Source organism: Diaminobutyricimonas aerilata, from assembly GCF_002797715.1.
Lineage (GTDB): Bacteria > Actinomycetota > Actinomycetes > Actinomycetales > Microbacteriaceae > Diaminobutyricimonas > Diaminobutyricimonas aerilata.
Genome location: NZ_PGFF01000001.1, coordinates 1,503,106 through 1,521,300, shown reverse-complemented (window position 1 = coordinate 1,521,300; position 18,195 = coordinate 1,503,106). Strand labels below are relative to the sequence as shown.

20 protein-coding genes are annotated in these 18,195 nt (G+C 72.5%); 7 read left to right on the top strand and 13 right to left on the bottom strand.

Features of this window, described 5'->3' with window-relative positions:
* Nucleotides 1-121: 121 nt before the first annotated feature.
* The gene (locus tag CLV46_RS07295) at nt 122-799 is read right to left on the bottom strand and encodes a DUF8185 domain-containing protein (protein WP_100364163.1); all 678 of its coding nucleotides are present in this window, start codon (nt 797-799) and stop codon (nt 122-124) included.
* A 20-nt stretch (nt 800-819) separates the two neighbouring features.
* Here CLV46_RS07295 and CLV46_RS07290 point away from each other — a divergent pair, with 20 nt between their 5' ends.
* Nucleotides 820-1,686 carry an acyl-CoA thioesterase gene (locus CLV46_RS07290; protein WP_100364162.1) on the top strand — a complete coding sequence of 289 codons (867 nt, stop codon included), beginning with the start codon at nt 820-822 and terminating at the stop codon, nt 1,684-1,686.
* Nucleotides 1,687-1,708: 22 nt separating this feature from the next.
* Here the strand turns inward: CLV46_RS07290 and CLV46_RS07285 are convergent, their stop codons facing one another.
* Together CLV46_RS07285 and CLV46_RS07280 are read right to left on the bottom strand one after the other, a co-directional pair.
* On the bottom strand, nt 1,709-2,380 hold the full coding sequence (locus CLV46_RS07285; RefSeq protein WP_100364161.1) for an anti-sigma factor family protein: 672 nt from the start codon (nt 2,378-2,380) through the stop codon (nt 1,709-1,711).
* Nucleotides 2,377-2,883 (bottom strand): sigma-70 family RNA polymerase sigma factor, encoded by a 507-nt coding sequence (locus tag CLV46_RS07280; protein ID WP_100364160.1) that lies wholly within the window; start codon nt 2,881-2,883, stop codon nt 2,377-2,379. Before CLV46_RS07280 ends, CLV46_RS07285 begins: the two co-directional genes overlap by 4 nt.
* A gap of 120 nt (nt 2,884-3,003) precedes the next feature.
* Here CLV46_RS07280 and CLV46_RS07275 point away from each other — a divergent pair, with 120 nt between their 5' ends.
* Together CLV46_RS07275 and CLV46_RS07270 are read left to right on the top strand one after the other, a co-directional pair.
* Entirely contained in the window at nt 3,004-3,477 is a 474-nt protein-coding gene (locus tag CLV46_RS07275; protein ID WP_245866621.1) for a QcrA and Rieske domain-containing protein, read from the top strand.
* Nucleotides 3,477-4,007, top strand: a complete 531-nt coding sequence (locus tag CLV46_RS07270) for a DUF2231 domain-containing protein (RefSeq protein WP_100364158.1) — start codon at nt 3,477-3,479, stop codon at nt 4,005-4,007. The genes CLV46_RS07275 and CLV46_RS07270 overlap by 1 nt, the downstream gene beginning before the upstream one ends.
* A gap of 42 nt (nt 4,008-4,049) precedes the next feature.
* Here the strand turns inward: CLV46_RS07270 and CLV46_RS07265 are convergent, their stop codons facing one another.
* The 6 genes from CLV46_RS07265 to msrA form a co-directional block, all read right to left on the bottom strand.
* Nucleotides 4,050-4,532 carry an acyl-CoA thioesterase gene (locus tag CLV46_RS07265; RefSeq protein WP_100364157.1) on the bottom strand — a complete coding sequence of 161 codons (483 nt, stop codon included), beginning with the start codon at nt 4,530-4,532 and terminating at the stop codon, nt 4,050-4,052.
* A gap of 10 nt (nt 4,533-4,542) precedes the next feature.
* Nucleotides 4,543-6,225 (bottom strand): energy-dependent translational throttle protein EttA, encoded by a 1,683-nt coding sequence (ettA, locus tag CLV46_RS07260; protein ID WP_100364156.1) that lies wholly within the window; start codon nt 6,223-6,225, stop codon nt 4,543-4,545.
* Nucleotides 6,226-6,300: 75 nt separating this feature from the next.
* Entirely contained in the window at nt 6,301-6,792 is a 492-nt protein-coding gene (locus tag CLV46_RS07255; protein WP_245866619.1) for a DUF6993 domain-containing protein, read from the bottom strand.
* A gap of 64 nt (nt 6,793-6,856) precedes the next feature.
* Nucleotides 6,857-7,315 carry a single-stranded DNA-binding protein gene (locus tag CLV46_RS07250; protein WP_100364155.1) on the bottom strand — a complete coding sequence of 153 codons (459 nt, stop codon included), beginning with the start codon at nt 7,313-7,315 and terminating at the stop codon, nt 6,857-6,859.
* 186 nt (nt 7,316-7,501) lie between these two features.
* Nucleotides 7,502-7,720, bottom strand: a complete 219-nt coding sequence (locus CLV46_RS07245; RefSeq protein ID WP_100364154.1) for a methyltransferase — start codon at nt 7,718-7,720, stop codon at nt 7,502-7,504.
* 70 nt (nt 7,721-7,790) lie between these two features.
* Nucleotides 7,791-8,318 (bottom strand): peptide-methionine (S)-S-oxide reductase MsrA, encoded by a 528-nt coding sequence (gene msrA / locus CLV46_RS07240; protein WP_100364153.1) that lies wholly within the window; start codon nt 8,316-8,318, stop codon nt 7,791-7,793.
* A 101-nt stretch (nt 8,319-8,419) separates the two neighbouring features.
* Between msrA and CLV46_RS07235 the strand changes: the two genes are divergently transcribed.
* The 4 genes from CLV46_RS07235 (at nt 8,420) to CLV46_RS07220 (ending at nt 11,276) form a co-directional block, all read left to right on the top strand.
* On the top strand, nt 8,420-9,424 hold the full coding sequence (locus CLV46_RS07235; RefSeq protein WP_100364152.1) for an aldo/keto reductase: 1,005 nt from the start codon (nt 8,420-8,422) through the stop codon (nt 9,422-9,424).
* A gap of 101 nt (nt 9,425-9,525) precedes the next feature.
* Complete coding sequence (locus tag CLV46_RS07230; protein WP_100364151.1) at nt 9,526-9,765, top strand: hypothetical protein; 240 nt, start codon at nt 9,526-9,528, stop codon at nt 9,763-9,765.
* A gap of 89 nt (nt 9,766-9,854) precedes the next feature.
* On the top strand, nt 9,855-10,775 hold the full coding sequence (locus tag CLV46_RS07225; protein ID WP_211282162.1) for a hypothetical protein: 921 nt from the start codon (nt 9,855-9,857) through the stop codon (nt 10,773-10,775).
* Nucleotides 10,776-10,814: 39 nt separating this feature from the next.
* Nucleotides 10,815-11,276 (top strand): NUDIX hydrolase, encoded by a 462-nt coding sequence (locus CLV46_RS07220; protein ID WP_100364150.1) that lies wholly within the window; start codon nt 10,815-10,817, stop codon nt 11,274-11,276.
* Nucleotides 11,277-11,300: 24 nt separating this feature from the next.
* Here the strand turns inward: CLV46_RS07220 and CLV46_RS07215 are convergent, their stop codons facing one another.
* Genes CLV46_RS07215 through CLV46_RS07200 form a run of 4 tightly spaced genes read right to left on the bottom strand, consistent with a single transcriptional unit; the run spans nt 11,301 to nt 18,106 of the window.
* The gene (locus tag CLV46_RS07215) at nt 11,301-11,969 is read right to left on the bottom strand and encodes an ABC transporter ATP-binding protein (RefSeq protein WP_100364149.1); all 669 of its coding nucleotides are present in this window, start codon (nt 11,967-11,969) and stop codon (nt 11,301-11,303) included.
* The gene (locus tag CLV46_RS07210; RefSeq protein WP_100364148.1) at nt 11,966-12,892 is read right to left on the bottom strand and encodes an ABC transporter ATP-binding protein; all 927 of its coding nucleotides are present in this window, start codon (nt 12,890-12,892) and stop codon (nt 11,966-11,968) included. The genes CLV46_RS07215 and CLV46_RS07210 overlap by 4 nt, the downstream gene beginning before the upstream one ends.
* Nucleotides 12,893-12,896: 4 nt before the next feature.
* Nucleotides 12,897-15,584, bottom strand: coding sequence for an FtsX-like permease family protein (locus CLV46_RS07205; RefSeq protein ID WP_100364147.1), 2,688 nt, complete (start codon nt 15,582-15,584; stop codon nt 12,897-12,899).
* Nucleotides 15,584-18,106 (bottom strand): hypothetical protein, encoded by a 2,523-nt coding sequence (locus CLV46_RS07200; protein ID WP_170028548.1) that lies wholly within the window; start codon nt 18,104-18,106, stop codon nt 15,584-15,586. The genes CLV46_RS07205 and CLV46_RS07200 overlap by 1 nt, the downstream gene beginning before the upstream one ends.
* Nucleotides 18,107-18,195 lie beyond the last annotated feature (89 nt).

The following is an 18,195-nucleotide window of genomic DNA, read 5'->3' as shown; positions in this document are numbered from 1 at the left end:
CGAGCCGAGCGCGGCACGGGGAGCGGACTTTCGCCGCGACGCGCCGGCGTCCGCTCGCCGACGACGGCGCGCCACGCCGATCATCCGTGCTCGGTGCACGCGGCGACCGGCGAGGAGCGGATCAGCGCGCGAGTGTCCAGGCGCGGCGCTTCACGAGAACGTGACCGCGCGGGGTGCTGAGCCGGGTCCACGGTCCGCTCTCGAGGATCGCCACCTCGTCGTCCGCGCCGCTGCCCCCGAGGAAGCCGAGGCTCACGGCGGCGAACGCCGCCCCCGCCGGCACGTGCTCGAGCTCGTCCATCGGCCGGCCCCACACTTCGGTGCGCACCCGCTGCACGAGCTGCGCCCCGGTGCCGGTGGGCACCGCGGCGGCGACCTCCTCGATGCCCGCCTTCGCGTTGCGTTCGAGCACGCCGGCCCGCGTCGGGTCGAGCGTCAGCCAACCGCCGCGGGGCGGCGAGATCCCCGCCCAGGTCACGGTCGCGACCTCGTGCGGCACCGCGACCTCGACCCGTCCGTCGGCATCCGCTGTGGCGAGTTCGAGACGGTGCAGGAACGATTGGATGGGCACGACGGCGTCGAAGTCCTCCGGCTTCACGAGGGCGACGGTGCGGAGGCCGAGCACGGTCGGCGTCTCGTCGAGCAGCCCGATCGGGTACAGCACCGCGACGTACGCGGCGAGCACACCGCCGGTGGAGATGAGTCGCACGGAGCCGTCTTCCACGCGTTGGGCGCGGCCGAGGAAGGTGCGCAGATCGTCGCGAGCAGAGGCGTCGGGAAGCGTGAATGTGCTGGACATGCGACCTCTAGACTACGGGCATGGGAGACCCGTTGACCGGCCTGCTGGCGACTCTCGACCTCACCGACACGGGCGCACGCACCCGGGAGGACATCTTCACCGGGCCGAGCCAGTGGGCTCCGCTCGGTCGGGTGTTCGGCGGTCAGGTGCTCGCGCAGTCGCTCGTCGCGGCGATCCGCACGACGGATGCCGAGCGGATCGTGCATTCGATGCACGGCTACTTCCTGCGCCCCGGCGACGCGAGCCTGCCGATCACCTTCTCGGTCGACCGCATCCACGACGGCCGCTCGTTCTCCACCCGGCGCACGCAGGCCTACCAGAACGGCAACCCCATCCTGTCGATGATCGCCTCGTTCCAGACCGTCGACGAGGGTCTCGAGCACCAGATCGAGATGCCCGCCGACCTCCCCTCGCCCGAGGAGCTGCCGAGCGCGGCGGAGGCGCTGCGCGGCGTCGACCATCCGATCGCCGAGTACTGGGCGACCGAGCGGCCCTTCGACATGCGGCACGTCCCGTCGCCGGTCTACTTCTCCGTCGAGGGCGAGCACGTCGCCCACCAGGCGGTGTGGATGCGCGCGTTCGGTACCCTCCCGGATGACGAGAACCTGCACCGCGCCGCCCTCGCCTACGCGAGCGACTACTCGATCCTGGAGTCGATCTTCCGCCGACACGGCGTCTCGTGGGCGAGCCCGGGACTCAAGGCCGCCAGTCTCGATCACGCGATGTGGTGGCACCGGTTCGGGCGGGTCGACGACTGGTTCCTCTACGCACAGGAGTCCCCGAACGCGGTCGGCGGTCGCGGACTCGCCCTCGGACACATCTACTCGCGCGAGGGCGTGCTGCTTGCGAGCGTCGCGCAGGAGGGCATGGTCCGCGTCCCACGCTGAGGCGCTCAGGCGCAGCGCGGGCTCAGGGGCGTGCCCGCAGCAGCACGTCCCCCGAATCGACGGCGCGGATGTCGACCACCGCGATCTCGGACGGAGACAGCCGGGTCGTCGCACTCGGCGTCGCGGAGGTGCCGGGCGCCGCGGTCCATGTCGCGACCTCCTCGCTGCTGCCATCCCGACCGGTGATCCACATCGCGTAGGCGACGGCGTCGTCGTCGGGTGCGTATCCGGGGCGTTCCGGACGGATCTCGTAGTTGCAGTGGGTGTCGAGCCGGGTGCCCCAGTCGTGCGAGACGAGCGTGACCTCCGCGCTGAGCGGTCCGGGAACGACGGGCTCGAGGGTCAGTTCGCGCCGCTCGACCCCACCGCCGAGCACGAGGGGCACGACGAGAGCGACGACCGCAGCTGCGGCAGCGACCGCCCCGACGACGGCGCCGATCACGCGGCGGCGGCGACGGGCCGCGACTCTGAGCATCCGAGGCAGCAGGGTGTCCGGAACCGGGTGCTCGTCGAGCGCGCGGGCCGTCTCGGCGTCGAGCCCGCGCAGCGTGCCCGGCACTCCGGCGAGTTCGGCGATCGCCTCGGCGCATGCGGGGCACGTCGCGAGGTGCTCCTCGAACTCGCGGCGCTCGGCGGGGCTCAAGGCACCGAGGAGATAGGCGGCGTCCCACTCGCGGTACGGATCGGTGCTCACGGTCGGGTCACCCCCCGCTCCTGCAGGGCCAGACGCAGGGCGCGCAGGCCGTAGTGGAGCCGCGACTTGACCGTTCCGGGAGGAACACCCAGCCGCTCGGCGATGTCGGCGACCGTGTGTCCTCCGTAGTGGGCGAGCACGACGACGGCCCGGTGCTCCGGGGTGATGGCCAGGAGCGCGTCCGCGATGGCCCATGAGTCCAGCGCGGCGTCGACCTGGTCGCTCTGCACCCGCTCGGGCAGCTCGTCGGTGGGCAGTTCGTGGCGGGAGCGCGCGCTGCGCCAGTGGTCGACGACGAGGTTGCGGGCCACGGTGAAGAGCCACGACCGGGCGCCGGCGGGCTCCTCGAGCACGCGGGGCGTGCGCCAGGCGCGGATGAGGGTCTCCTGCACGACGTCTTCGGAGAGGGCGTGGTCGCGAGTGAGGGACACGACGTAGCGCCAGAGCGCCGGCGCGTGCTCGTCGTGGAGCGCCTTCAGCAGCTCCGGTCGTCCCTCGGTCATCACTCTCCCATCATGGGGACTACGTCGCCGGAACGGGAAAAGTTCACGGCGACGCTGAACCCCCCGCCCCCACTTCTCGTGTCATCTTCGACGCCCGTCGCCCAACGATCGGAGATCCACGTGACCGCACCGCAGCGCACCACCACATCCGTCATCAGCCGCCGGACGGCGCTCACCCTCGGCGGCACCGCCGTGGGCGCCGGGGGTCTCCTCCTCGCGGGGTGCGCGGCACCATCCGACTCCGGCTCTGGAGGAGCGGGCGCCGGGGAGGGGTCGGGCGGCGCCGCGGCCCCGAGCGAACCGACCCGGGTCGCGTCGCTCGCGGACGTGCCGGTCGGCGGGACGGCCGCCGCGGAGCTCGACGGCCAGCCCATCCTGCTCGCCCAGCCGACCGTGGGAGCGGTGGTCGCGTTCAGCGCCATCTGCACGCACCAGGGGTGCAAGGTCGAGCCCGCCGAGACGTCGTTCGACTGCCCGTGCCACAACTCGCGGTTCGATCCGGCGAACGGCGAACCTCTCGAGGGACCCGCCCTCGAGCCGCTCCCCTCCCTCACCGTCACGGTCGAGGGCGACGATGTGCTGGTGTCGGCCTGATGGAGATCAACGGCCTGCCCCTGCACCCGCTCGTCGTCCACGCGACGGTCATCTTCGTGCCCCTCGCCGCCCTGCTCGTCTCGGTGTCGGCGGTGTGGCCCGCCGCCCGTCGGCGCCTCGGCTTCCTCACCCCGTTGACGGCGCTGGTCGCCCTCGTGCTCGTGCCCATCACGGTCGCCGCAGGACAGTGGCTCATCGCCCGGGTGCCGCAGGCGCCGCTCATCGGCGAGCACGCGAGCATCGGCCGCAACCTGCTGCCGTGGTCGATCGCCGTGTTCGTGATCGCCGTCGCCCTCTGGGTGCGCGACCTGCTCGAACGCCGCCGGCAGCGCGGCACCGAGCCCGGTGCGGAGAGGCCAAACTCCCGGGAGCTGCGCCGCCGTCCGGCCGGAACCGCGATCACGGTCGCGCTCGCCGCGCTCGCGCTCGTGGCCTCCGCAGGCTCGGTCGTGCAGGTCTATCTGATCGGCGAGTCCGGCTCCCGCGCCGTCTGGGAGGGCGGGGTCGCCGACGAGCCGCTCGAAGGCTGACCCGGCGTCGTCGCCCGCGCCCTCCGGCGCGGGCGACGACGGTCACCGCTTGGTGAAGACGATCGGGTCGTCGAGGAACGGCGTCCACGCCGCGCGTTCCCGGTCGTTGATCCGCCGCGGCCGCTCGCTCGCGGCGTCGACGAGCACGATCGTCGTGGCCGCGCGGGCGTAGGCCGTGCGCGGTTCAGCGCCGACCGGCGAAAAGACCTCGTAGCAGACCTCGAGGCTCGCGCCGCCGAGACGTCCGAGCCACATCTGCACGTCGAGCGGCTGACGCAGGTACGGCACGGGCGCGAGGTACTCGATCTCCTGGCGGGCGATGAGGGTCAACGTGTCGGCGCCCGGCCGGCCGTCGAGCACGGCGGTGGACCCGCCGATCGCGTGTTCCGCGCTCACCTCGTCGGTCTCCCAGAACGCCTGGATGCGGGCCTCTTCGAGCAGACGCAGCATCTCGGCGTTGTTGACGTGCCCGTAGGCGTCGAGGTCGCTCCAGCGCAGACGGATGGGGACGTGCAGTCGCGTCATGCCGCGTCCGTCAGTCGCGCGTGAGCTTGCGGTAGGTCGACCGGCTCGGCTTGGCCGCGTCGGGCCCGAGTCGCTCGATCTTGTTCTGCTCGTACGCCTCGAAGTTGCCCTCGAACCAGTGCCAGTACGACGGGTTCTCCTCGGTGCCCTCGTAGGCGAGGATGTGCGTCGCGATGCGGTCGAGGAACCACCGGTCGTGCGTGATGACCACGGCGCAACCGGGGAACTCGAGCAGCGCGTTCTCGAGGCTGCCGAGCGTCTCGACGTCGAGGTCGTTGGTCGGCTCGTCGAGCAGCAGCAGGTTGCCGCCCTGCTTGAGGGTGAGGGCGAGGTTCAGTCGGTTGCGCTCACCACCGGAGAGCACGCCCGCCTTCTTCTGCTGGTCCGGCCCCTTGAAGCCGAACTGGCTCACGTAGGCGCGCGACGGGATCTCGGTCTTGCCGACCTGGATGTAGTCGAGCCCTTCGGACACGACCTCCCAGAGACTCTTGTTGGGGTCGATGCCCCCGCGGCTCTGGTCGACGTACGAGATGTCGACCGTCTCGCCGATCTTGAGCTCTCCCCCGTCGAGCGGCTCGAGCCCGACGATCGTCTTGAACAGCGTGGTCTTGCCGACGCCGTTGGGTCCGATCACGCCGACGATGCCGTTGCGCGGGAGGGTGAAGCTGAGGTCGGAGATCAGCTGACGGTCGCCGAAGCCCTTCTGCAGCTTCTTCGCGTCGATGACGACCTGCCCGAGGCGCGGGCCGGCCGGGATGACGATCTCCTCGAAGTCGAGCTTGCGGGTGCGCTCCGCCTCCGCCGCCATCTCTTCGTAGCGGGCGAGCCGGGCCTTCGACTTCGCCTGGCGGCCCTTCGCGTTGCTGCGCACCCAGTCGAGTTCGCTCGCGAGCCGTTTGGCGAGCTTCGCGTCCTTCTTGCCCTGCACCTGAAGGCGCTCGGCCTTCTTCTCGAGGTACGTGGAGTAGTTGCCCTCGTAGCCGATGAGGCGACCGCGGTCGACCTCGGCGATCCACTCGGCGACGTTGTCGAGGAAGTACCGGTCGTGCGTGATGGCGATGACGGCGCCGGAGTACTTCTGCAGGTGCTGCTCGAGCCACAACACGCTCTCGGCGTCGAGGTGGTTGGTGGGCTCGTCGAGCAGCAGCAGGTCGGGCTTCTGCAGCAACAGCTTGGTCAGCGCCACGCGGCGCTTCTCACCGCCCGAGAGGTTGCCGACGGCTTCGTCGCCCGGCGGGGTGCGCAACGCGTCCATGGCCTGTTCGAGCTGCGAGTCGAGGTCCCACGCGTCGGCGGCGTCGATCGCCTCCTGCAGCACCCCCATCTCGGCGAGCAGGGCGTCGAAGTCCGCGTCGGGTTCGGCCATCGCAGCCGAGATCTCGTTGAACCGGTCGACCTTGGCCTTGATCTCGCCGACGCCCTCCTGCACGTTCTCGAGCACGGTCTTGCTCTCGTCGAGCTCCGGCTCCTGCATGAGGATCCCGACGGAGTATCCGGGGCTGAGTCGCGCCTCGCCGTTGCTCGGGGTGTCGAGCCCGGCCATGATCTTGAGGATCGTCGACTTACCGGCACCGTTCGGGCCGACCATGCCGATCTTCGCGCCGGGCAGGAACGCCATCGTCACGTCGTCGAGGATGACCTTGTCGCCGACCGCCTTGCGGGCGCGGACCATCGAGTAAATGTATTCGGCCATGCGTCCAGTCTAGGGATGACGAGATGGGCGCCCCGACGACGCGACGCGCCACCCCTCCCGGCCGGGCGGGGAGGTCTACCAGTCGATGGGCCGGGTGGCGCCGACGAGGCACTTGCCGGTGCCGAGGATCGGCGCGACCGCGCTCACGTAGCCCGTGTTGCCGACCTGCCCGACAAGGCACCCGTCCGCGAAACGCACGGCGAACTGCACATTGTCGGCATCGAGGTCGACGGCCGTGCGATCGGGAGTGACCTCCATCGCGGCCTTGTCGAATCCGGCCGTGACGAGGTTCTCGATCAGCGTGCGCCCGTCGGGGTCGCCGTTCTGACCGAGCAGGCGCTCGTTGACGAAGTCGAAGTAGTCGAGGTTCTGCTCAGCGCCGCCGACCGGGTCGAAGACCGGATCGGGGGCGGGCGTTCCGCTCGGCGATGGAGAACTGCTGCTCGGTTCCGGCGCCGGCGCCGGACCGCCCGTGCAGCCCGCGATCGCGAGCAGGGCGCCGAGCGCGAGCACCACGGTGCCGATGAGGGCCGGTCGACGCGCGGGGGCCTCGAGGGGTCGCTTCACGCCTCGAGTCTAGGGCGGCCGGACGCGGCGACCGTCGCAGGCGGGCGGCGCCGCGCGCCGACGGTCAGAACGGCGTCGGCTCGAGCACGGACACGCTCTCGTCGTCCGCTCCCGGCCGCGCCCACGCCTCCGCGTCGGATGCCGGCGGCTCGCTGGCCGACACCGCGTGAAGCGTGCGCGACCACGAACCGGCGCCCCAGTTGAGATCGTGACCGACCGCATCCGCCTCGATGTCGACGGTGACGCCGCTGCGGTCGTTCTTCTCCCACGTGCGCACCTTGAGCCGGCCCCGCACGATGACGCGCTGCCCCTTGTGCACGGAGGAGCGCACGTTGTCGCCGAGTTGGCGGAACGCGCTCACGGTGTACCAGTTCGTGTCGCCGTCGACCCATTTCTGCTCGCGCCGGTCGAAGTAGCGGTGGGTCGAGGCGAGCCGGAAGCTCGTGATGCCCAGACTCCCGCTCGCGACCACCTGATTCGGCTCGGTGCCCACGACGCCGGTGAGCGTGATGGTGTCGGACATGGTTCCTCCTTCGTCGATGCGGACGGATCCGGGGCGGGGCTCGTGCCGGGGCGATCCGCCCCGGATCCCTACCTCCAGCCTGCGCCGGCCGCACACACGACGACGCCGGTCGCCCCCGGAATGTGGGGACGACCGGCGTCGGTGTCGCTGGTGAGGAGTCGCGCCGGCGTCGAGCGCCGGAGCGGATCAGTGTTCGCGGAACTCCGGGCGGCCGCTCCCGGAGGGCAGGGCCGCGACGAGCGCGCTCTTCGCCACCTCGAGCGACGGGTAGACCGGTCTCACCTGCTCATCGCCGAGCAGGCGGACGAGGTACCCGTCCTCCATACGGTGGATGGAACCCACCGCACCGGCGTCGCCGAAGGCCACCCAGGTGCCGTTCTTCGTAGTCGTGGTCGTGTCGTTCATCGCACCACTCCTTTCCGATTGCTCACCGTACGCTCGCCGTCAAGCGACGGCCGGGATCCGCAGCGGACCGTCAGGAGGCGAGCACGTACTGCGCGTACGACTTGCGCACCTTGTTCACCTTGGGCAGCGCGACCGCGAGGCAGTAGCCCTGGTTCGGGTTCTTCGCGAAGAAGTCCTGGTGGTACTCCTCGGCACGGTAGAACTCGCCGAGCGGCTCGATCTGCGTGACGATCCCGCCGTCCCACACCTCGGACGCACGGTCGCGCGCGGCCTCGAACAGCGCCTTCTGCTGCTCGTCCGCGTAGAACATCGCCGAGCGGTACTGGGTGCCGACATCGGCCCCCTGGCGGTTGAGCTGCCGCGGGTCGTGGAGGGTGAAGAACACGTCGAGGATCGTCTCGACGGGGATCACCGTCTCGTCGAAGGTGACCGCGACGGCCTCGGCGTGACCGGTCGCACCGGTGCACACCGCCTCGTAACTGGGGTTCGCCGTGGCGCCTCCCGTGTAGCCCGACACGACATCCGACACGCCCTTGAGCGTGCGGTACACCGCATCCAGACACCAGAAACAACCACCGGCGACAACGAACGTCTGCATGTTCCGAACCTACTTCCCGCCGGGTGGGACCCGGCTCCACATCCACCGGGTGCAACCCGCATACCCGCTCCGCTGTTCCCGTGCCGCAATAGGCTGACCGCATGCCGTACAACGCCGCATCAGACCGTTACGACCGGATCGAGTACGCGAGGGTGGGCCGCAGCGGGCTGCGACTGCCCCAGGTCTCGCTCGGTCTCTGGAACAACTTCGGGACGGACCGTCCCCTCGAGACGCAGCGGGCCATCCTGCGCCGCGCGTTCGACTTGGGCGTGACCCACTTCGACCTCGCAAACAACTACGGTCCCGAGGCCGGAGCCGCCGAATCGAACTTCGGCCGGGTCTTCGCCGACGACTTCCGCCCCTACCGCGACGAGATCATCGTGTCGACGAAGGCGGGCTACTACATGCACGAGGGCCCCTACGGCGACTGGGGCTCCCGCAAGTACCTGCTGTCGTCGCTCGACGCGAGCCTCAACCGCATGGGGCTCGACTACGTCGACATCTTCTACCACCACCGTCCGGACCCGGAGACGCCCATCGAGGAGACGATGGGTGCGCTCGCGAGCGCCGTGCAGCAGGGCAAGGCGCTCTACGTCGGCGTCTCCAACTACTCCCCCGAGCAGACGCGCGCCGCCGCGGCCGCCCTCGCGGAGCACAAGATCCCCCTCACGATCCACCAGCCCCGCTACAACATGTTCGACCGTCACATCGAGAACGGCCTCTTCCCCGTGCTCGACGAGGTGGGCGCGGGCAGCATCGTGTTCTCGCCGCTGGCTCAGGGGCTGCTCACCGACCGCTACCTGAACGGCGTTCCGTCGGACTCCCGCGCCGCCGAAGGGCGCTGGCTCACCGAGGAGAACATCGACGAGCAGTACCTGGACCGGGCCCGGGCGCTCAACGAGATCGCGCAGGGTCGCGGTCAGACGCTCGCCCAGCTCGCCATCGCGTGGGTGCTGCGTCACCCCCAGGTGACGAGCGCCCTCATCGGGGCGAGCAGCGTCAAGCAGCTCGAGAACAACGTGGCCGCGCTCGAGAACGTCGCGCTCAGCGACGACGAGATCGCCGCGATCGAGCCGCTCGCGGTCGACGGCACCGGCACGCGCTGATCCCTCCACCGGCATCCGGACGGCCTCCCGTCCGGATGTCGGTGGCGGTGCATAGGTTGCTCTCGAACCGACCGGGCCGGCGGTCACGAGAAGGGAGCACCATGCGACTCGACCTCGCGGACACCGCCGTCACCCGATCCGGCCTGTCCCTCATCCAGCTCCACGACGGGCTGTGGCGCATCTGCCGCTCGACGGGAGACGTGCTGGGGTATGTGGAGTCGGAACGCACACCCGGCGGGGACCGGTTCCGTGCGAAGCGCTACCTGCCCACCCAGCGACGCTTCTCGCCGGTCGGCGAGTTCTGGCGGTTCGAGGATGCGGTGAGCTGCTTCCGGTTCTGACCCGCCCCGCACTCCTTGCAGTGAGTGCAATCTTCGCCGTACCGGCGCGCGATCCCCGGCCGTCCCGGCCCGCGTCGTACGGTACGGGCATGCAGTGGTGGACCGACTTCCTCGATTGGCTGGGCTCCGAAGACGGCTGGCGGGTGCTCTCGACCGCCGTCTTCCCGTTCCTGGCGATCCTCATCGCCGGCGTGCTCGCGGCGCTCATCGCCCGTGCCGCCATCCGCGGACAAATCCGGCACCACGACCGTGAGTACAAGGCGTCCGCTGTCGCGACCCTCATCGCGGGCGGCCGCAAGGCGGCGACCTGGAACAACCTGTCGACCGGCGAGCAGGAGCACTACGAGCACCTCTTGAGCGAGGCCGAGGTGCGCGTGCGCCTCCTGCCGCTTTCGGGATCGACGCTCGCGGCGGACTGGGCCGCCCACCAGATCGCCGAGATGAAGCGCAACTCCGCGAACTTCAGCTTCCAGGCCGATCAGACGCTCGAGGAGTTCCGCGACCGGCTGATCGAGTGGCAGCACCGGCCCGGACGCGCCCGCAAGCTGTTCAAGCAGGACCTCGAGCGCTGGAAGTTCGACAAGCCCGAATCCACCGACCCGCTGCTCGACCGCCAGCGCGAGTGGGCCGCCTCGCAGGTCGACTCCGCTCCCGCGGAGCGGGAGAGTTCCACCCCGACGGTCGTGACGTCGACCCCGACGACGCAGGCCACACCGCTCCCCACGTCGGCGCTCGCCCCCGCCGCTCCGACGGCGACGACAACCGCCCTCCCGGCGGCGACCGCGACGACCACCGCCGCGCGACCCGTTGACACGGGGAGCACGAGCGCGTCGGACGACCCCTCGTCGACCGGGCCGGTCGACGCCACCGAACCGGAACGCGTCACCGGAGCGATCGATCGCGCGGAGGGCATCCGCTCGGGCGTGCGACCGGAGCACGACGCCCCGCCGCCCGTCACCGCGAGCGCGGTGCGTCAGCGCATCGCGCCGACGCCCGACGACGAGCGCTGACGCCGGTCGCGACCGACCACGGGTCGAGGCGACGCACGCATGGTGCTGAGCGCCGGACTGCTGCTGTATCGCGGTGATCCGCCGCACCTCGAGGTGCTCATCGCGCACATGGGCGGTCCGTTCTGGCGTCACAAGGACGCCGGGGCGTGGTCGATCCCGAAGGGCGAGGTAGAGCCCGGTGAGGATCCGCTCGACGCGGCCCGCCGCGAGTTCACCGAGGAGCTCGGCGTGCCCGCGCCGGACGGCGACCCCGTGCCCCTCGGCGAGGTGCGTCAGTCGAACGGCAAGACGGTGATCGCGTGGGCGGTGCGCGCCGATCTCGACCCCGCGTCGATCCGACCGGGGACCTTCGAGCTCGAGCTGCCGCGCGGGTCCGGACGCACGATCACCGTCCCGGAGATCGACCGGGTCGGCTGGTTCGAGCCCGCCGTCGCGGTGACGCGGCTCGTGCGAGCACAGGGCGCCTTCGTCGAGCGTCTCGTCGAGCGTCTCTCCGACTGACGGCGCGACCGCGCCGTACCGCGCTCAGCGGTGATGCACGAGCCGCCCATCGCGGATCTCCACCACCCGGTCGGCCCGTTCGGCGACCGACGGGTCGTGGGTCGCGACGAGGGCGCTCATCGAACGCTCGTGCACGAGACGCACGAGCAGGTCGACGACGCTGCGCCCGGTCTCGCTGTCGAGCTGACCGGTCGGCTCGTCGGCCAGCAGCACCGAGGGCCGGCCGACGATCGCCCGGGCGATGCCCACCCGCTGCTGCTGGCCTCCCGAGAGTTCCGCCGGCCGCTGCAGGGCGTGCCCGGCGAGACCGACCGCCGCGAGCGCCTCCGCCACCCGCCGACGCCGCTCGTCGGGTCTCACGCGCCGCACCCGCAACGGCACCTCGACGTTCTCGGACGCGCTCAGCACCGGGATGAGCGCGAAGCTCTGGAACACCGAGGCGACGCGCCCACGCCGCACCGCATCGGCGTCGGCGACCGGGCGGCCGTTGAGCTCCACGCGACCCGCGGTCGGCGCGTCGAGCCCGCTCAGGATCGCGAGCAGAGTCGACTTGCCCGCCCCGGATCGCCCCCGCAGCACGACGAACTCACCGGGGTGCAGGTCGAGGTCGACGCCGTCGAGCGCCGTCACGGCGGCCGTGCCGTCGCCGTAGACGCGCCGCACTCCGATCGCCCGCAGCACCGGCTCGCTCATCCGTCGCTCCCCTCGACCGGCACATCGGCGTTCGCGGACCGTTGCCCCGGTCGCACGGCCACGTGATCGGGCTCGAGCGAGAGTCGCACCCGTTCGCGCAGCCCGAGCGTCCGCGTGAACTCGGCGGGGAGCTGCATCCGCCCCACCGCGTCGAGCACGGCGAACTCCTCGGCGACGCGCACCTCCTGACCGGTGTGGTCGGTCTCGGTGCGGCGGAGCACCTCGGTCGAGGTGCGACCGTCACGGATGCGGACGGTGCGGTCGACGTGATCGGCGACGGCCGGGTCGTGGGTCACGATGAGCGTCGTCACGCCGCGCTCGCGGTTGACCTCCTCCATCGTGGCGAGCACGTCGGCGCTCGTCGCCTCGTCGAGCTCGCCCGTCGGTTCATCGGCGAGCAGCACCCGCGGCGAGTTCGCCAGCGCCACCGCGATCGCGACGCGCTGTTGCTGACCGCCCGACAGCTCGTGCGGGCGCCGTGCCCGCAGATCACCGAGACGCAGGAGGTCGAGCAGCCCGTCCGCCACCTCGGCACGGCGTCGACGCGGCACCACCCCGGCGACGGTGTGGGCGAAGGCGATGTTCTCCTCGGCCGAGAGGTACGGCAGCAGGTTGCGGGCGGTCTGCTGCCAGATGAACCCGACGCTCTCGCGGCGATACCGCAATCGCTCGGCTCCGCGCATGGCGATGAGGTCGTGACCGGCGACGCGCGCGGCGCCGGCGGTGGGGGTGTCCAGTCCGGCGAGGATCGTGAGCAGCGTCGACTTGCCGGAGCCCGAGGCGCCGACGAGGGCGACCAGCTCCCCGCGATCGACGCGCAGCCCGAGGCCTTGCAGGGCCTGCACCTCGATGCCTTTGGCCACGAAGATGCGCACGAGTTCGGAGCACAGGATGTCCGGCTCATCGTCGGCGGAGGCGGTCATGGGGTCATCCTTCCGGATCGATCGAACGCAGGGTGCCGGCGACGTCGGTGCGACGCGCGGTCGCGAGCGCGATCGTCGTCGCGAGCGCGACGACGAGACCGAAGCCGCCGAGCAGCACGAGCACGAGCCACGGGTCGACCTCGACGGGAGGCGCCACGGTGCCTCCGGTGAAGACGCGGAGGTCTCTCGCGCGTGCGACGAGCGCCGCGAGGGTCATGCCGGCCGCGACGCCGAACGGTGCGCAGACCACCGCGGCGGGCACGATCTCCCACAGCACGAGGCCCCACTGCTGTCGGCGCCGCACCCCGAGCGCTCCCAGCAGGGTGAAATCCCGGGCCCGTGCGCGGCCCGCGAGGATGAGCGAGAGCGCCACCGTCACCGCGAGCAACGCCGCCGCGAGCGAGGACGCCGCCGCCGCCACCCCGACGAGCGTGCCGACGACCGGTTCGGTGGCGCGATCCACGACCGCCTCCTCGACCCCCGTCACGCCGGCGGCGTCGCCGAGGAGCCGGCGGACGGGCGCCGCGAGGTCGCCCGCCGAAGCCCCCGCATCGAGCTTCACGAGCACGACCGCCGGCGAGAACGGGGTGCGCACGATCTGCTCGGCGACCGAGCGGTCGACGGCGACCCACAATCGCCCCGGACCGAGCGGCCCGTCGCTCGGGGCCACGCCGACGATGTCGAGATCATGGGAACGGATCTGCACCGTCTCGCCGCCGGCACGCCGCGCGAACTCCTCGGACGCGATCACCGGGACGGGCTCCCCGGCCCGCGTGAGGCGGTCGACCCACGGCAGGGCGGAACCGCCGGACTGCACGGCCCGCATCTCCGCCACATCGACGACGTAGACGGTGGCGCGGCCGCTGCCCACCGGGAAGGTCACCTCGCGCCGTTCATCGGCGTACACCGGCGCAGCTCGTTCCACCCCGTCCAGTGCACGGATCGCCGCGATCGCGTCCGCATCGACGAACGGAGCGACGATCCGGGCATCGGCTCCCACGCGGTACCGCACGGCGTCGCGGATGCCGCCCGAGACGGTCGCCGACAGGCCGGCCGCGAACACGGCGATCGCGACGGCGCCCACCATGGCGCCGAGGGCGAGCACCCGCAGCGCGGGGTCGCGGATGGCACGTGCCGGTCCCACGAGCGCGACCGGGCCGCGCGCGCGTCGGAGGGTCGCGGCGAGCACCGTCAACACGGGGGGAAGCACCCGGGCCGCGGCGAGTCCACCCACGGTGGCGATCGCGATCGGCAGCACGAGGGCGCTCGCGGACGGCGCGGCCTCCCCGTCCGGCGGAGTGGCCAGCACGGGCACCACCGCGAACGCGGCGACGAGCACGACGCCGACTTCCGACAGCACCCGCCCTCGACCGCCCACTCCGGCGTCGAGGTCGCGACGACGAGAGGCGGCCGTCGCGTCGAGGCCGGCGAACGGGAGGGTCACCGCCGGCACGAGTGCGGCGAGTGCGGGGAGCACGAGCACGGCGGGTCCGCCGCCGGGCGCGAGGAGCGATCCGGCGAGGCAGCCGGCGACCGCTCCGACCACCCCGATCGACAGACCCTCGAGAGCGAGCCAGCCGGCGAGGAGTGCCGGCGAGGCGCCGCGGGCCGCGGCGAGCACGAGTGTCGACCGACGGCGCACCGCGAGCAGACGCGCCGCGAGCGTCGACACGACGACGAGCAGTCCGAGGGGCCCGGCGGCCACGATGCCCGCCATCGCATCGAGGCCGTCGACCCGGTCGAGCGCCGCTCGCAACCCGTCGGCCATCCCCGTGGACAGCTCCGCGTCGGTGAGGCGGTTGTCCTCGGCATCGACGAAGTCCGACCGCAGCGGGGGAACCGTGAGGGTGGCGCGCAAGAGCTCGTCGATCCGGTCGGTCTCCAGCCGGTCGGGCACGAGGGGGAACCACAGGTCCGTGCTGCGCACGCCGAATCGGTCGAGCTGCTCGATCAGCGCAGGATCGGCGAACGCACCGCCGTGCAGGACCTGTTGGTTGTTCGCGTCCTCCACGGTCGGCACGAGCGCGTTCTGCGTGCGGATCCACGATCCGGCGTCGTCGTCGAGCGGTTCGGCGATGGCCGCGAGACGCAACGGGCGGCTGCGTTCCCCCACCCCCCAGGTGCGCGTCTCCCCCACCGGCCAGTCGAGGGGTTCGGCGATCGTGCGGGTGAGCACGATGTCGAGAACGCCGTCGGCGGGAGCGCCGCCCCACTCCGGCGCCACCCCGTCGACGATGCGCACCCGCTCCTGCCAGCGCGGGTCGAGATGCAGGATGAGCGATCCGATCGGCGGCACCGGCCGGCGTTCCGTCGTGAGCCGGAGATCCTCGAGGTGCACGATCGCCTGCGGCACCCCGAGCACGTCACGCAACGCGGGGTCGAGTCCCGACGCGTACCGGTCGAGGTCGTCCAGGGCCGCACCCCACGCCTCGGCGCCCTCGGGCAGCGCCATCGCGGTGCGCCCCGACCCTTCGCCGGGCACCGGGGACGCGGGGATCGGCCGTGCGGAGAGGTCGCGGGTCAGCGGCTGCACGCGGTCGAGCACCCACGACGATTCGGCATCGCGCGACGCGGCCAGTACCCCGGGCAGGGCGGCACCGACGAGCGACACGAGAGCCACCACAGCGGCGACGAGCACCGAGACGACGGGCGTCGTCGTCGACGCCTTCCAGCCGAGCCGGGTGGGGTTCATCACAGTCCCTCCCGTCGCGAGGGGGCGGAGGCGAGTCGCTGCACGGCGCGGGCCGCGGCGCCCCCGATGGCCAGGGCGACGGCGGCACCGGCGAGGGCGGCCCAGGCGACCGGTGGCCACTCCACCCCCGGTGCCGCGCGGGCGATGGATGCAGTGGCGAGCGGCACGGTGAAGACGGCGGCCGCCACACCCCCGGCGGCACCGGTGACGCCGCCGAGCGCCGCCAACCCCACCGTCTCCACGAATCGCGAGCGCCCCTGCAGGCGCGGTGAGGCTCCGGCGACGCGGAGCGGCAGCACTTCGGGCGCACGGGCGCGTGCGAGGGCAGCGAGCACCGCGATGAAGCCGAGCATCCCCACGACCCCGGTCGCTGCGGCCGTCGCCCACGAGAGCCCGGCCACCGCGCCCAGCACCGGCCCGTCGGAGACGGCTGTCGGCGTCACGACCTCCGCACGCACGGGAAGCGCCGCCGACACGGTGTCCTCGAGCGGACCATGCCCGTGCACCCACAGCTCGTCATCGCCCGGGGGTGTTGCTCCGGCCGCCTCGACGGCCGCGTCGAGGTCGGCGCGGTCGAGGAAGACCCCGTCCGGACCGACGCCCGCGGGGATGTCGGCGACGACCGCGGCGACCTCGAGCGGAAGCTCGGGTGGCACGCCCCGCATGGCGAGGTGTGCGGAGTCACCGACCCGCAGGGCGGCCCGCCGCGCGAGATCGTCGGTGATGACGGCATCCAGCCGCGCGGGGTCGTCGCCGACGCGGTCAGGCAGAGCGAACCCGGGTGCCCGTCGGGCGACGCTGTCGACGTCGGCCGCGACGACGTCGACCGGCGAGCCGCCGAGGTCGCCCTCGCTCACGAGCGCCGGGAGCACGGCGTCGACCCCGTCGCTCCCGCCGATCGCCTCCGCGAGCCCGGTCAGGTCGTCGGGCAGGTCGCGCGGGGCGAACCGCACCCGCGCGTCGGCCACGACGACCGCCGACACCGCCCGCGCATCCGACGCGGCGACGGTGCGCTGCACGGTCGCCGCGAAGAGGATGCCGGCCGCGCCCAGCGCGATGACGAGCAAGCCCGCCGACACGGAGCGCGCGCGTCGTGCGAGCTGCCGCAGCGGGTACACCGGCAGCAGCCCACGACCTCGAGCGGCGACGAGCGCGGCCGCGCCGAGCACGGGACCCACGAAGATCCGCGCGATCAGCAGGAGCGCGACGACGAGCAGCGACGGCGCCCCGGCCGCGAGCGGGTCGACGGCGTCGAGTCCCCCGTGCACGAGTCCGCCGCTGTGCAATTGCGCGACGGCGAGCACCGTGACCGCGACGAGCGGCAGCAGCACCCCGAGGTCCGCGAGCACGGCGGCGCGACCGGACGGCTCGCGCGCGGGCTCCCACCGCGGGCGTCCCGCGACCAGGAGCGTCGACGTGGCCCCCGCCACGGCGGCGCCGGCGACCACGATCACCGTGTCGACCCGTGCGGGCACTCCGAGCGCCGACGACCCGGCGACCACGGCGGCGCCGACCGCGGCGCCGACGGCGGCCGCCGCGAGCGCCTCCACCCCGACGACGGCGGTGAGCGCGCGGGCGGACGCGCCGCGCGATCGCATCAGTACGGTGTCCGGGGCGCGGGCCGCACCCAGTTCACGGCCGAGGAGCGCGAGCACGAGCGTGCACACGACGAGCAGCAGGGTGATCGGCACGGCGGCGAGCGCCCGTGCCGTGGCATCCGCTCGGACGACCCGGTCGAGCGTGCCGTCGAGCGCGCCGTCGAGAGTGACGGCGTCGCTGCCGTCCCCGATGTCGGGGATCGCCGCGCGGAGCCGCTCGAACGCGAGCAGGAGCCCGGGCACGGTCGCCACCGAGAGGGCCGAGGGCTCGGGGCGGATGGTCCACGACACGTCGGCACGCGCCACGTCGGCGAGCACGGGCTCCGCGACGACGAGCGGACCGAGACCCTCCGCCGACTCACCGCGTCGGATCAGCGGGTCCGCGTTCCAGCGCGCCGAGTGGACGTCCCGCGCCTCCCACACCCCGACGACGTCGAGGTCGCCGACGCCGGTCGCGATGCGGTCGCCGACCGCGACGTCCAGACGTTCCGCCGCGCCCGTCGACACGGCCGTCTGCCCGGCGTCGACGGGCCAGGCCCCGGAGAGCACGCGCACCTCGTGGTCGGCCGGGAACCAGGTCAGCACCACGGATCGCCCGTCAGGGAGGGGCACGGGCAGAGCGGTCACCGTGCGATCCACCCGCACCGGCGCGTCACGTAGGGCACCGGCCAGCACCGCATCGACCTCGGCCGTCTGCCCGTCGGGATCATCGAGGTCGTACGCCGTCTCGAGTCGCACCGCGGCCGCCTGCGGCGTCGCGGCCGCGACGATCCCTCGCGCGCCGTCGCGCAGGGCGTCGTCGCCCACCGCCAGGACCACCGAGAGTCCACCCGTCACGAGCGCAGTCACCGCGGCGACGGCGAGGAGCAGGGACGCCTGACGACGAGCACGGCGCGCGGAAAGACGCCACCACCCCATCGTCACCTCCGCCGTCTCGCCGGATGCCGCGCCGGCGAGTCCGATGAAGCCTCACGCAGCGTAGCAAGGCCTTTCGGAGCGGCGTAGTACCCTCG

Bases quoted from the DNA above. Each gene is read 5' to 3' on its own strand.
- CLV46_RS07250 (WP_100364155.1), bottom strand. From the start codon at position 7,315: ATGTCCGACACCATCACGCTCACCGGCGTCGTGGGCACCGAGCCGAAT.
- CLV46_RS07290 (WP_100364162.1), top strand. From the start codon at position 820: ATGGGAGACCCGTTGACCGGCCTGCTGGCGACTCTCGACCTCACCGAC.
- CLV46_RS07265 (WP_100364157.1), bottom strand. From the start codon at position 4,532: ATGACGCGACTGCACGTCCCCATCCGTCTGCGCTGGAGCGACCTCGAC.
- CLV46_RS07280 (WP_100364160.1), bottom strand. From the start codon at position 2,883: ATGACCGAGGGACGACCGGAGCTGCTGAAGGCGCTCCACGACGAGCAC.
- CLV46_RS07225 (WP_211282162.1), top strand. From the start codon at position 9,855: ATGCAGTGGTGGACCGACTTCCTCGATTGGCTGGGCTCCGAAGACGGC.
- CLV46_RS07210 (WP_100364148.1), bottom strand. From the start codon at position 12,892: ATGACCGCCTCCGCCGACGATGAGCCGGACATCCTGTGCTCCGAACTC.
- CLV46_RS07230 (WP_100364151.1), top strand. From the start codon at position 9,526: ATGCGACTCGACCTCGCGGACACCGCCGTCACCCGATCCGGCCTGTCC.
- CLV46_RS07245 (WP_100364154.1), bottom strand. From the start codon at position 7,720: ATGAACGACACGACCACGACTACGAAGAACGGCACCTGGGTGGCCTTC.
- msrA (WP_100364153.1), bottom strand. From the start codon at position 8,318: ATGCAGACGTTCGTTGTCGCCGGTGGTTGTTTCTGGTGTCTGGATGCG.
- CLV46_RS07215 (WP_100364149.1), bottom strand. From the start codon at position 11,969: ATGAGCGAGCCGGTGCTGCGGGCGATCGGAGTGCGGCGCGTCTACGGC.
- CLV46_RS07295 (WP_100364163.1), bottom strand. From the start codon at position 799: ATGTCCAGCACATTCACGCTTCCCGACGCCTCTGCTCGCGACGATCTG.
- CLV46_RS07205 (WP_100364147.1), bottom strand. From the start codon at position 15,584: ATGAACCCCACCCGGCTCGGCTGGAAGGCGTCGACGACGACGCCCGTC.
- CLV46_RS07220 (WP_100364150.1), top strand. From the start codon at position 10,815: ATGGTGCTGAGCGCCGGACTGCTGCTGTATCGCGGTGATCCGCCGCAC.
- CLV46_RS07270 (WP_100364158.1), top strand. From the start codon at position 3,477: ATGGAGATCAACGGCCTGCCCCTGCACCCGCTCGTCGTCCACGCGACG.
- ettA (WP_100364156.1), bottom strand. From the start codon at position 6,225: ATGGCCGAATACATTTACTCGATGGTCCGCGCCCGCAAGGCGGTCGGC.
- CLV46_RS07235 (WP_100364152.1), top strand. From the start codon at position 8,420: ATGCCGTACAACGCCGCATCAGACCGTTACGACCGGATCGAGTACGCG.